The sequence below is a fragment of the Sulfitobacter sp. JL08 genome (assembly GCF_003352045.1).
GTDB lineage: Bacteria > Pseudomonadota > Alphaproteobacteria > Rhodobacterales > Rhodobacteraceae > JL08.
This window is the reverse complement of the sequence record NZ_CP025815.1, coordinates 690,720-703,338: the sequence shown is the minus strand read 5'-3', so window position 1 is coordinate 703,338 and position 12,619 is coordinate 690,720. Positions and strand designations below refer to the sequence as shown.

12 protein-coding genes are annotated in these 12,619 nt (G+C 58.6%); 6 read left to right on the top strand and 6 right to left on the bottom strand.

The window, feature by feature from the left end; all coding sequences use genetic code 11:
* Nucleotides 1–15: 15 nt before the first annotated feature.
* Complete coding sequence (locus C1J05_RS03575) at nucleotides 16–447, top strand: hypothetical protein (protein WP_114869063.1); 432 nt, start codon at nucleotides 16–18, stop codon at nucleotides 445–447.
* A gap of 55 nt (nucleotides 448–502) precedes the next feature.
* Nucleotides 503–859, top strand: coding sequence for a cupin domain-containing protein (locus tag C1J05_RS03570; RefSeq protein WP_114869062.1), 357 nt, complete (start codon nucleotides 503–505; stop codon nucleotides 857–859).
* Between the two features lie 216 nt (nucleotides 860–1,075).
* Here C1J05_RS03570 and C1J05_RS03565 read toward each other — a convergent pair whose 3' ends face one another.
* Complete coding sequence (locus C1J05_RS03565) at nucleotides 1,076–1,483, bottom strand: universal stress protein (RefSeq protein WP_114869061.1); 408 nt, start codon at nucleotides 1,481–1,483, stop codon at nucleotides 1,076–1,078.
* Between the two features lie 148 nt (nucleotides 1,484–1,631).
* Here C1J05_RS03565 and C1J05_RS03560 point away from each other — a divergent pair, with 148 nt between their 5' ends.
* Nucleotides 1,632–2,309 (top strand): hypothetical protein, encoded by a 678-nt coding sequence (locus C1J05_RS03560; RefSeq protein ID WP_114869060.1) that lies wholly within the window; start codon nucleotides 1,632–1,634, stop codon nucleotides 2,307–2,309.
* 33 nt (nucleotides 2,310–2,342) lie between these two features.
* Here C1J05_RS03560 and C1J05_RS03555 read toward each other — a convergent pair whose 3' ends face one another.
* From C1J05_RS03555 to C1J05_RS03545, 3 genes are all read right to left on the bottom strand, one after another.
* Complete coding sequence (locus tag C1J05_RS03555; protein WP_114869059.1) at nucleotides 2,343–4,628, bottom strand: glycosyl hydrolase family 28-related protein; 2,286 nt, start codon at nucleotides 4,626–4,628, stop codon at nucleotides 2,343–2,345.
* 115 nt (nucleotides 4,629–4,743) lie between these two features.
* Entirely contained in the window at nucleotides 4,744–5,145 is a 402-nt protein-coding gene (locus C1J05_RS03550) for a DUF4864 domain-containing protein (protein ID WP_114869058.1), read from the bottom strand.
* A 46-nt stretch (nucleotides 5,146–5,191) separates the two neighbouring features.
* Nucleotides 5,192–6,766: a lysine--tRNA ligase gene (locus C1J05_RS03545; protein ID WP_114872086.1), complete on the bottom strand. Its 1,575-nt coding sequence runs from the start codon at nucleotides 6,764–6,766 to the stop codon at nucleotides 5,192–5,194.
* 172 nt (nucleotides 6,767–6,938) lie between these two features.
* On the opposite strand from C1J05_RS03545, the gene C1J05_RS03540 reads away from it, so the two are divergent.
* Entirely contained in the window at nucleotides 6,939–7,307 is a 369-nt protein-coding gene (locus tag C1J05_RS03540; protein ID WP_254684774.1) for a tellurite resistance TerB family protein, read from the top strand.
* A gap of 93 nt (nucleotides 7,308–7,400) precedes the next feature.
* On the opposite strand, the gene C1J05_RS03535 is transcribed toward C1J05_RS03540, so the two are convergent.
* Nucleotides 7,401–7,622, bottom strand: a complete 222-nt coding sequence (locus C1J05_RS03535; RefSeq protein ID WP_114869056.1) for a hypothetical protein — start codon at nucleotides 7,620–7,622, stop codon at nucleotides 7,401–7,403.
* Here C1J05_RS03535 and C1J05_RS03530 point away from each other — a divergent pair.
* Nucleotides 7,621–10,518, top strand: a complete 2,898-nt coding sequence (locus C1J05_RS03530; protein ID WP_114872085.1) for a valine--tRNA ligase — start codon at nucleotides 7,621–7,623, stop codon at nucleotides 10,516–10,518. The two genes, C1J05_RS03535 and C1J05_RS03530, sit on opposite strands and share 2 nt — an antisense overlap.
* Before the next feature lie 57 nt (nucleotides 10,519–10,575).
* Here C1J05_RS03530 and C1J05_RS03525 read toward each other — a convergent pair whose 3' ends face one another.
* Nucleotides 10,576–11,358: a crotonase/enoyl-CoA hydratase family protein gene (locus tag C1J05_RS03525; protein ID WP_114872084.1), complete on the bottom strand. Its 783-nt coding sequence runs from the start codon at nucleotides 11,356–11,358 to the stop codon at nucleotides 10,576–10,578.
* A gap of 138 nt (nucleotides 11,359–11,496) precedes the next feature.
* Here C1J05_RS03525 and C1J05_RS03520 point away from each other — a divergent pair, with 138 nt between their 5' ends.
* Nucleotides 11,497–12,606 (top strand): pyridoxal phosphate-dependent aminotransferase, encoded by a 1,110-nt coding sequence (locus tag C1J05_RS03520; protein WP_114872083.1) that lies wholly within the window; start codon nucleotides 11,497–11,499, stop codon nucleotides 12,604–12,606.
* Nucleotides 12,607–12,619 lie beyond the last annotated feature (13 nt).

Sequence of the window (12,619 nt, the reverse complement as noted above, 5' to 3'; positions counted from 1 at the left end):
ACCTAACTCCGTCCCATGCGCCTCATTCTAACCTTTCTGTTCCTCGCGGCGATGCCCGCCCATGCGTGGCAGGCCACGACGGACGGTCGGCTTTGCGTTCTGACCCACAGCGAAGCGCAGGGCGATGTGCGGCTGACCTATGATCCGGCGGGGCCGGCCTATTCGATCACGTTGCGCCGCCCTGCCCCGTGGCCCGATGCACCGGTGTTAGCGCTGCGCTTTGACGGGCCGCGCGGATTGACGATCACCACCGACAGGCATGTCATGGCCGATGCGAACACATCTCTGACAGTCACGGATCGCGGCTTTGGCAATGTTCTGAACGGGCTGGAATTCAACGATGAGGCCACCGCCCTGATCGGCGATCAGACCACGCGTTTTTCGCTAAAGGGGGCCGCACCCGAAGTGCGCATATTCCGCGATTGCACTGTTGCGGGGTTGGTCTAGGGTAACCTGACCGGTTGCGCAGCAATCCCATCGACCCAACAGCAAGAGGCCCCGTATGATTGATTTATCCGCTTTTGGCGATCTGGCATCCGTGGATGTCGGCGCGTTCGAACCCAAACCCACAACGCTGACGCCGGGCCAGACCGAAGCGGCGGCGAACCTGTGGGCCTCGGCAGACGGGAAAACCAATATCGGCGTGTGGGAATGTACGCCGGGCGAGTTTACCGCCGACCGCACCGCATCGGCCGAATATTGTCACATCCTGTCTGGTTCCGTGACCGTGATAGGCGACAATGGCGGCGCGCAGCAAAGTGTTGGTGCCGGCGGGCTGCTGATCCTGCCACTGGGCTGGACCGGCAAATGGATCGTGCACGAACATGTGCGCAAAACCTATGTTATCGTTGCCCGCTGACGGGCCGGATCAGCCATTATTCACATAGCCGATGAAATACCCCGGCCCTTTCGGACCGGGGTAAACCGTACCAGGTACGTCTGCATGCACATCGTTGTTCCCCGGCTCACAACAGGTCACGATCCGAACGTCCACGCAGGTGCATATAATTTCCATGCACGTCCTTGCGCCGATTGATAAATATCAATCCCGAACGCATTTTCTTGCCGTCCGGTTCTATCTGACCACATGCACCGCGCATTGGGCATGGCGCACAACGCGTGCGGCAGTGCTGCCCAGCAGGTAATCCTGCATTTCGGGCCGGTGCGAGGCGATGATGATCAGGTCGGAACCGTCTTTTTCGGCAAAGTCCAGAATGGTGCGGCCGGAATGGCCTTCTACCACCCGGCCCACGGCGCCGGGTACTTGCGATGCCAGTTTTTCCATCTCTGCATCCAGCGCATCGCGGGTGCCTTTCAGAAAATCTTCGGTCAGATAGGACAATGCGTAGGACGGCACATGTTCGATGACATGCAGCAATGTCACTTTTGCATCGGGCGACGACAAAAGCTTGGCCAGCTTCAGCGGCGCGGATTTGTCACGCTCGTGATCAAAGGCAATCGGTACAAGAATGTTGTGATACATGGGTTTTCCCTCCTGAGTTTTTTCCACTCTGACATGCTTTGAGACAAGTTGCATTGATGCATGTCAGGTTTGCAACAGGCCAGTGCGCACGCCATTCGCGTAAACCTTTCATTAACCCTGCTTAAGCAGGGTGCGCTTGGAGGGTTCGATGGATCGCATCTTGATTTGCATATGGGGTTGCCTGCTGTGCGTTTATTTTACGCCTGCACATGCCGGTGCCTGGTTGCAGGATCAGGGGCGCACGTTTCTTGCCGCGTCCAGTACAACGCGGCTGACACGGGACGGGCTGATGGCGCAGGGCGAAGGCGCAGTCTACGGCGAACACGGGCTGAGCAAGACACTGACATTCGGGGCTGATGTGAATGTCACGGCGGATTCGTATGGTCATGCCATCGGCTTTTTGCGCCGCCCGATCGGGCCGCAGACGAAACCGGTGCGTCTGGCCTATGAAGCGGGGGCGGGCGCACGGCGGGTGAACGGCGAATGGGACCCGGTTGTCAGACTGGGCCTGTCATTCGGGCACGGCATTACGCGCCCTGTTGGATATGGCTGGTTCGGGCTGGACAGTTCGGTCGAAATCGGGACGACGCAGGGCGATCTGTCCGCCAAACTGGATGCCACACTGGGCCTGCCTTTGTCGGCGCGGTTGCTGACCCTTGTTCAGATCGAAACAACCCACTGGCCCGACAATACCTCTGTGGTTGCGATTACCCCGTCGCTGCTGTGGGAATTTCGGGCCGACCGTTTCGTGAAACTGGGGATCGAAGCGCACAGCGCACAGACCGACACGCTGGGCCTGCGCATCGGGTTCTGGCACGAATTCTGAACGGGGCGGACGTTACAACCCACCCCGGACCATTCAATTATCGATGCGCACCGTAACCGTCGCATCCCCGCGCACCGCCTGCGGCCATAGCAGATGCACCTGATCGGAATTTGCGCCGTTTTGCACCGTTGTGTAGGGCATTGCAAACTGCTGTTCCCCGGCCGCATTGCGGATTTTGCCATCTGCCACAACAGCATCCACCGTCCGCGCCCACGCCCCGAAGGGCAGTTGCCCGTCCGGATCAATCACCCATGTCTGTGCCTCGGTGATCTGCGCATGTTTGATCCGCAAAGGGTTGGAAACCTGACGCGAAACCGAATGAAACGAATTTGCGCTGAACGTGATGTTCTTCATGCGCGTGTAATCCAGATCGGCAAAGCTGGTATCAACCCGTTCGGCCCGGTCGATCGTGCCGTTGATCGTGCGGAACCTGTTGCCGGTAATTGTCACACCACTTAAAAAATGGCCGATGCCGTGCGGTTTCACCACGATATAGCTGAACCATGGCGCGACATCGCCAGAGAGGAATATATTGTCGGAAATACTCAGCGCACTGAACGAAAACTCTGAATTGAATTCCGGCGCCGCGTCCTGTTCGTTGGTCCATTCGATAAAGCAGTTATCGATGTAGTTTCCCGAAACGATACTGCTGCAATGGGAGTTCGCAATCACAAGGCCGGCGGTGCGCACCCCGTTGGGCACGCTGTCACCCTGAAAGAAGTGATTGCCAAGGATCAGGGAATTGCTGCCTGCAACCACCGCGAAATGCCGGAATTTCGTGGCCCGGCAATCGCGCAGCTTGATGTCGTTGGCATTGGTGTTCAGTGCGATGGTTATCCGGTCGGCCACATCAAGCGCATCCTCGGATGACAGGAACTGGCAGCGGTCGATCTTCATTCCCTGACAGCCACCGCCGATTGATGTGATCCCGCGGTCCTTGGGGCGCGAGAAAAAGCAGTCTCGTACCTGAAAGATCAGACCGCTCGGGGCCAGCATCACCGCGCTGCACCGGTTGTTGCACTGGAACTCTATATCGGACAGGCTGAATTTGCTCAGCTGGCTGAAGCCGCTGAAATCCAGCAAGTACTTGAAGCGCTTGAATGTAAATACCTGCGTTCCCGCCGCATCATACAGGGGCGCGTTCAACGTCACCTCTTGTGTCGCGACGTTCTTGTCCAGCACGTAGACTTCACGCCCGACGCCAAATCCATCGACCAAGGCACCCACAGGCACGTTCGCCACATCGACGACCCCGGTCAAGACACGCGGATCTGCTGGCGTATAGGTCGCTTGCGACGTAACCGTTTCCGTATCCCACGAAGCACCGGGCGCGGCCTCGAACTGGCCGTTCCGGATCACCCGGCGCGTGGCATAGCTGGTGCGGTTGGGAACCGCCGCCTGCATGTCGATCGGTGCCGTCACATTGATCTTGCGCCCGCCCAGATCAAGCGATTCATGATCCGCATTGTTCAGCAGCGCCTGAAACGCCTTGCGAAAGGCCAGTTCCTCATCACCGAACGCATCGATATAGGTTGGCAGATCGAAATTCCGCGTCAGAACAAACAGCTTGTCCGCCGCCATGCTGACCTTACCCTGAAACCGGACCGAGGATTCAAATGTAACGCTGTCCCCCAGAAAATACGTTCCTTTCGATACCAGAACGGCACGCCCGTTGGCGGCGGCATCCGCAGCTTCAAACGCGGCGCTGTCATCGGTGATCCCGTCACCCACCGCGCCATGATCGCGCACATCGACCAGCCCCAGCATATCGCGCAGGAACACCGACGTGACATCGGTGATTTCGATATCGTCAATCCGCACGACACCTCCATTTGCACCGGTCAGGTCCAGCCCGAAATGCCCATAGATCGGCTGTGTGCCCCACACCATGTCAACGCCAGTGCGCGCACCGGAACCGACGATCGCCGACACTTCCACAATCTTGCCATATGTGTTTAGCGCCACGGTAGGCGCGGTCTGAACGACGGCTGGCACATGGGCGCCGCCGGCACCACCGGCCCACGCTGCTATGCGCACAGAAGGAAACGCCCCGCTTATCGCTTTGACGCGCGCCTTGATTTGCAGATAGCACCCCGGCAAAAGGGGCGTTTCGCCGCTATAGCGCAGCTTTTGTACCGCATCGCTTTTCAGAAGTTCCAGACACCCGCCAAAGTCTTGGTCGGCTGGCACAAACGCGGCGTTGCCCGACGCGTCATAAGTGTTTGACCCTGGCGTGCCATCCCCGCTTGACCATGTATCAAGCCCGCCTGCAAAGGCAGGCGGCATCAGCAATAACCCGTCGGTGATAGCCTTGTTCATCAAAATCCCTTTCCTGCGTTCTAATCCGGGCGATCCCGGCGCACGAAAAGGGAAGTATCGACAGGTTGTTAAGAAGCGTTCACAGCACCGTCACGGTGGGCACATGCGGTGCGGATCAGACATTGGCTTCGGGTTGCGCCAGTATCTGCACCCCGTTGATCTTCCAGCCAGATTCAGATTTCTGCATCCGGTAATCCAGCACATGTACCGCGCCATCCGCATCTGTGATCATAACCTTTTGCCACAGCTCGCCCGAAATTTCGCGCAGTTCCAAATACCTTACATCGGCCGGGCGCCACACCATCGGATAGCCCTGGCTGACCATGCGCCCGAAATTTTCGGGGGTCTGGAACAATTGCTGGATCGTCGGGCTGGCAAAGGTGAACGCCTGCGCAAAATCATCCGCCTTGAACGCGGTTATCTGGTTGGAAATCGTGGCCTCGATCTCGCTGCTTTGGGCGGACGCGCTGGCCCCCGTCCCAAGGATCAAAGCCAGTGCCAAAATCAACGAACGCATTTTCAAACCCTCCTGTCTGTGAACAAAAGGATAGGCGCGTTTGCCCTTAGGTCAATTTTCCGGCCAGGGCGTCATCAATCAGCGCAATGGTTTCGTCCACGCCGTAAAGCGCGATAAATCCGCCAAAGCGTGGCCCCTGACTGGCGCCCAGTAACACTTCGTAAAGCGCGGTAAACCAGTCGCGCAGCGGATCAAACCGTTCGCGCCCGCAGGCAAACACCAGTGATTGCAACGCCTCGGCATCCAGCCCGCCTTCCCAGGTTTTCAACTGGTCGCGCAAATCCTCCAGTGCTTCGCGCTCCAGATCACTGGGCATCCGGTAGGTTTTGGCCGGTTTCACGAAATCATTGTAATAACGCACCGCATAGCCTGCCGCCGCGTCCAGATCGGCATGGGTTTCAGGCGCGGCCTCGGGTGCGTAGCGCTGGATGAACCCCCAAAGCTGATCCTTGTTGTCCGCATTCGCAACCGCGGCAAGGTTCAGCAACATGGAATAAGGCACCACCATGTGCGATTCAGGCACATCGCCGCCGTGGATGTGCCAGACAGGATTGTTCAGCTGCGCCTTCACGTCTTGCGTCGGATAGGCCCGCAATTGCTGGTGATATTCATCCATGGCCTTGGGGATCACATCGAAATGCATCCTTTTGGCTGTCTTGGGTTTCTGATACATGAAATAGGACAGGCTTTCGGTGGACGCATAGGTCAGCCATTCGTCGATCGACACGCCATTTCCCGAGGTTTTCGAGATTTTCTGGCCGTTTTCATCTAGGAACAGCTCATATGTGAAATGTTCCGGCGCCTTGACCCCCAGAATTTCGCAGATGCTGTCATAGATCGGCGTATTTGTGGAATGGTCCTTGCCATACATCTCGAAATCCACACCCAGCGCCGCCCAGCGCGCACCGAAATCCGGCTTCCATTGCAACTTGACGTGCCCGCCTGTCACCGGCAGGGTCATCTCGCTTCCATCCTCGTCGTTGAACGTGATCGTTCCCGCATCTGCATCCACCGATGTCAGTGGCACATACATCACGCGGCCCGTCTCGGGGTGGATCGGCAGGAAAATCGAATAAGTCTGCTGGCGCTCTTCGCGCAGGGATTTCAGCATCACGGCCATGATATCGTCATAGCGCTGCGCCGCACGCAACAGCACCTCGTCAAACTGGCCCGACCGGTAGAATTCGGTCGCGCTGATGAAATCGTATTCAAACCCGAACGTATCTAGGAACCGGCGCAACATGGCGTTGTTGTGATGGCCAAAGCTTTCGAATTCACCGAACGGATCAGGCACCGAAGTCAGTGGTTTTTGCGTGTGCGGTGCCAGCATTTCAGGGTTCGGCACATTGCCCGGAATTTTGCGCATCCCGTCCAGATCATCGGAAAAACAGATCAGTTTCGTCGGAATATCACTGATCACTTCAAAGGCGCGGCGCACCATCGTGGTGCGCGCGACCTCTCCGAATGTGCCGATATGGGGCAATCCGGACGGGCCATAACCGGTCTCGAACAGCACAAAACCTTTCTCTGGCGGGGTTTTGGCATAGCGTTTGACCAGTTTGCGCGCTTCTTCAAACGGCCACGCTTTGGACTGAAGTGCAGCTTGACGAAGCTCTGACATACCCATCTCCGGAATTGCCCCGGCGCCCAATGCGCACAGGTCCGACGCTACCTATTGCCCATTCGGGTGCGCGTCAATATTCTGCGCTGCAACACAGCTTTGCCAAAGGACGGCCCCCTTGCCCAATGAAATACCCCACGCGCTAAGCGCACAAGACAGCCTTGTCGCCCTGATGATCGCGGTTTCTGCCTCGGATGAGGACATTCGCACCGCCGAACTGGTCAAGATCCAGTCTGCGGTGAATATGCTGCCGGTCTTTGCCAGCTATGATGTAGACCGCATGAACACGATTGCGCAGATCGTTTTCGACCTGTTCGAACAAGAGGACGGGCTGGATGCTCTGTTCGGCCTGATCCGCGAAAGCCTGCCCGAACGCCTGTTTGAAACCGCATATGCGCTGGCCTGCGATGTCGCCGCCGCAGACGGAACGCTGGCCGAACCCGAATTGCGTCTGCTGGAAGAAATTCGCTACGAGTTGAACATCGACCGCCTGCACGCTGCGGCCATCGAACGCGGGGCCCGCGCGCGCCATTTGACCTGACGCCGCACATGGCGGGCGCGGATACTCGTATTGTTGGCAAATAGAAGCGGGCAGTGCGCCCTCCCGTGGGCCGTCCACAGGCATATGTGGTGCTTAATCCGTTGGGAGGGGCGACTTGCCTTCTTCTTGCACGGTCATCGGCTCGGCAGCCTGTACCGCGGACCCATTAGACCCGGTCAGGGTTAAAGAACCGTTGCGCGTGCTTTCTTTTTGCCAAAAATACGGACATTCCGGCGGTCCGACCCCGCGCCACACCTTTTCCTTCGCGCCGTCCTTCGCTAGATGATCCTCCACACGAACAAGGATCATGATCATGGCGATGGAAAAAACCTTTGATGCGGCGCAGGCCGAAGACCGGCTGTATCAGGCATGGGAAGCCGCCGGATGCTTCAAGGCCGGGGCCAACGCCAAGCCGGGCGCATCCGCCTATTGCATCATGATCCCGCCGCCCAACGTGACCGGCAGCCTGCACATGGGCCATGCGTTCAACAACACCTTGCAGGATATCCTTGTGCGCTGGCACCGGATGCGCGGGTTCGACACGCTGTGGCAGCCGGGAACGGATCATGCTGGCATCGCCACCCAGATGGTCACCGAACGCGATATGGCCGCCAACGGGGAACCAACGCGCGCAGAAATGGGCCGCGACGCATTCGTGCGCCGCGTGTGGCAGCAAAAAATCGCCTCGCGCGGGACAATCATCGGGCAGCTCAAACGTCTTGGTGCCTCCTGTGACTGGTCGCGCGAGGCATTTACAATGTCCGGCGCCGACAGCGCGCCCGATGGCGAAGACGGCAATTTCCACGACGCCGTGATCAAGGTTTTCGTGGATATGTACAACAAGGGCCTGATCTATCGCGGCAAGCGTCTGGTCAACTGGGACCCGAAGTTCGAAACCGCGATTTCCGATCTCGAGGTCGAAAACATCGAAGTTGCGGGCCATATGTGGCATTTCAAATACCCGCTGGCCAATGGCGCAACCTATGAATACGTGGAAAAGGACGAAGACGGTAACGTCACCCTACGCGAGACACGCGACTATATCTCGATCGCGACGACACGCCCTGAAACCATGCTGGGTGACGGGGCTGTTGCGGTGCATCCGTCGGATGAACGCTATGCCCCGATCGTGGGCAAACTGTGCGAAATTCCCGTCGGTCCCAAGGAACACCGCCGCCTGATCCCGATCATCACCGATGAGTATCCGGACCCTGATTTCGGTTCCGGCGCGGTCAAGATCACCGGCGCGCATGATTTCAACGATTATCAGGTGGCAAAGCGCGGGAACATCCCGATGTACAACCTGATGGATACCCGCGCCCACATGCGCAGCGATGGCAAACCCTATGCCGAGGAAGCTGCTGTGGCGCAGGCCATTGCCAATGGCGAAAAGGGCTTTGACGAGGCGATGATCGCCGCAATGAACCTTGTGCCCGACGAATACCGCGGCCTTGACCGGTTCGAGGCGCGCAAGCGTGTCGTCGCCGATATCACGGCCGAAGGTCTGGCCGTGATGGTGCCTGCCCCACCCAATGACGAGGGCGAGGTCTGTTTTGATGGCGGCATGATGCCCTACGTCGAAAGCAAACCGATCATGCAGCCGTTTGGCGACCGCTCCAAGGTGGTGATCGAACCGCTGCTGACCGATCAGTGGTTTGTGGACACAGACAAGATCGTCGGCCCCGCGCTGGACGCGGTGCGCAACGGCGACACCAAAATCCTGCCCGAGCGGGAAGAAAAGGTCTATTTCCACTGGCTCGACAATATCGAACCCTGGTGCATTTCCCGCCAGCTGTGGTGGGGGCACCAGATTCCGGTGTGGTTTGATGCGGACGGCAACCAGTATTGCGCACCAACCGGGGCCGAAGCGAAGGCGATGGCCGGGGACGGTGTGAAACTTACCCGCGACCCCGACGTCCTCGATACGTGGTTCTCCTCCGGCCTCTGGCCCATCGGTACGCTGGGCTGGCCCGAAGACACGCCAGAGCTCAGGAAATACTTTCCGACCTCTGATCTGATCACCGGCACCGACATCCTGTTCTTCTGGGTGGCGCGGATGATGATGATGCAGCTTTCAGTCGTGAACCAAGTCCCGTTCAAAACCGTTTATCTGCACGGCCTTGTCCGCGACGCCAAGGGCAAGAAGATGTCCAAATCCACCGGCAACGTGGTTGATCCGCTGGACCTAATCGACGAATACGGCGCCGATGCGCTGCGTTTTACCAATGCAGCCATGGCCAGCCTTGGCGGTGCTCTCAAACTGGATACGCAACGGATCGCGGGCTATCGCAATTTTGGCACCAAGCTGTGGAACGCCATGCGCTTTGCCGAAATGAACGAAGTGTTTGGCGCGCCCGCCACCACCCTGCCCCAACCGCAGCACACGCTGAACAAATGGATCATGGGCGAGGTCGCAAAAGTCCGCCAGGAGGTGGACGCCGCGCTCGAGACCTATCGTTTCAACGATGCCGCCAGCGCACTTTACGTTTTTGTCTGGGGCAAGGTCTGCGACTGGTATGTCGAATTTTCCAAGCCGTTGTTGCAGGACGATGACGCGGCCAAGGCCGAAACGCAGGAAACCATGAAATGGGTGCTGGACCAGTGCCTGATCCTGCTGCACCCGATCATGCCGTTCATCACCGAAGAACTCTGGGGTGTCTCGGGCGAGCGCGACAAGATGCTGATCCACGCCGACTGGCCGGCCTACACGACCGCCGATCTGGTCGATCGGGCCGCAGATCACGAGATGAACTGGGTCATCGGCCTGATCGAAAGCATCCGGTCGGCGCGCGCGCAGATGCATGTGCCTGCGGGGCTCAAGGTTCCGATGCTGTTCAGCGATCTGGACGCGAACGGACAGACAGCTTGGGCGCAAAACGAAATCCTGATCAAACGGCTTGCCCGCGTCGACAGCCTGACCAAAGTCGACAGCTTTCCCAAGGGCTGCGTGACAATCGCGGCCGAAGGCGGCAGCTTTGGCCTGCCTCTGGCCGATATCATCGACATCAACGAAGAAAAGGCGCGGCTGCAAAAGACGCTGGATAAGCTTGGCAAGGAACTGGGCGGATTGCGCGGGCGTCTGAACAACCCGAAATTCGCCGCCTCTGCCCCGCCCGAGGTGGTCGAGGAAACCCGCGCCAATCTGGCCGCAAGGGAAGAGGAAGACGCCACATTGAAAGAGGCGCTTGCCCGTCTGGAAGAGCTGGGCTGACCCTTCATTTGTCCGGAAATACTCCTGCCGGAGGCACGCTGATGCCGTCCAGTATGCCTATTTAAAAACCGGCGCTCGCCCTTGCATCTGGGCGGCGATCACTTCCATCTGATCCGGTTTGCCGATCAGGTTGATCTGCACGCGGCTTTCTTCCAGCAACAGGGCTGCATCATCCAGTGTTTCACCGGATGTGATCAGCGCCTTGGCCGTGCGGATGGCAGACGGGCTTTTGCCCGCAATCTCGGCCGCCAGATCCTGCGCCGCCTGCACCGGATCATCGGCGATTTCCGTCACCAGCCCCCAGGCCAGCGCCTGTTCGGCGCTTACCGGCGCGGCGGTATAGGTCAGCTTGCGGATCACATCGCTGCGCGTCAGCCGGGGCAGCAGCACCATCCCCCCCATATCAGGGATCAGGCCCCATTTCATTTCCATCACGGCAAGGGATGTAGCCGGTGCCGCAATCCGGATATCCGCGCCCAGCGCCAGCTGGAACCCTGCGCCATAAACGGCACCATGCAGTGCGGCGATCACCGGCACCGGCACCTTGCGCCAGATCATTGCCACTTCCTGAAACAGGTTTGTGTCGCCATGGGTGCGCGCCATGACGGTTGCATCCATATCCATCTGCGCCATGGCCGCAAAGCTGCTGATATCCAGACCGGCGCAAAACGCGGCCCCGTCGCCCGACAGTACAACCGCGCGCGCATCCGAGGCTGCAACCTCCTGCCCTGCCGCGACGATGGCTTCCATCATTTCAATGTCCATCGCGTTTCGCTTGTCCGCGCGCGACAGGCGCACATGGGCGATATGATCAGAATAGGTGACAGCAACACGGCTCATTTTCATCATCCTTCAATGGGTCGCGGCATCACAGCCGATTGCCGCGATAAAATCCAGTCAGACGTTGGGGCAATAAATGCCGGGTCTGGTGCGCAGCTACCGCTTGAACCTGTGCGCGCGCTGCGCTTAATCTGGCGCATGAGCCATACCCGCTATACCAGACTTGCCCAATCGCTGCCGGCATCGGTTCCCTTTGTCGGGCCGGAAACTCAGGAACGTGCGCGCAAGACACCGTTTGCCGCCCGTCTGGGGGCCAATGAATGTGTCTTTGGCCCATCGCCACTGGCCATAAAGGCAATGCAGGAGGCCGTACCCGATGTGTGGATGTACGGCGATCCGGAAAGCTATGACTTGCGCGCGGCACTGGCAGCATTTCACGGCACGCGCATGGATAATATCGTTGTCGGCGAAGGCATTGACGGCCTGCTGGGCTATCTGGCCCGCCTGATGATCGAACCGGGCGATTGTGTGGTTACGTCTGACGGGGCCTATCCCACCTTCAATTATCACGTCGCGGGGTTTGGCGGTGTGCTGCACAAGGTGCCCTATCGCGACGATCACGAAGATCTGGCCGCCCTGATTGCCCGCGCGCATGATGTCGATGCGAAACTGATCTATTTTGCCAATCCCGATAATCCGATGGGCACATGGTACAGCGGCGCGGATATCCGTGCCGCTCTCGACAGCCTGCCGCAGGGATGCATTCTGGTGCTGGACGAGGCCTATGTGGAATGTGCCCCCGCCGGTGTTGCGGCGCAGGTTGATCCTCATGATCCCCGCGTCATCACGATGCGCACGTTTTCAAAAGGCTACGGCATGGCCGGTGCACGGGTTGGCTATGCGATTGGCGCGCCTGATCTGATCCGTTCATTTGACAAGATCAGAAACCATTTCGGCATGAACAGGATATCTCAGGCCGGTGCGCTGGCCGCCCTGGCGGATCAGGCATGGCTGGCGCAGGTGACATCCGAAATTGAAACAGCACGTGCGCGCATTGGCAAGATTGCCGCCGATAACGTTCTGAAAACACTAACTTCCGCCACCAATTTCGTCACGATCGATTGCGGTGCCGACGGGATTTTTGCCAAGGCCGTGCTTGACGGTCTGATCGCACAGGACATCTTTGTGCGTATGCCTTTTGCCGAACCACAAAACAGATGCATCCGCATCAGTTGCGGACAAAAGGCAGATATTGACCTATTTGCCGCCGCCTTGCCCAAGGCGCTTGACCATGCCCGGAGCGATTAGATGTTTACGGTAT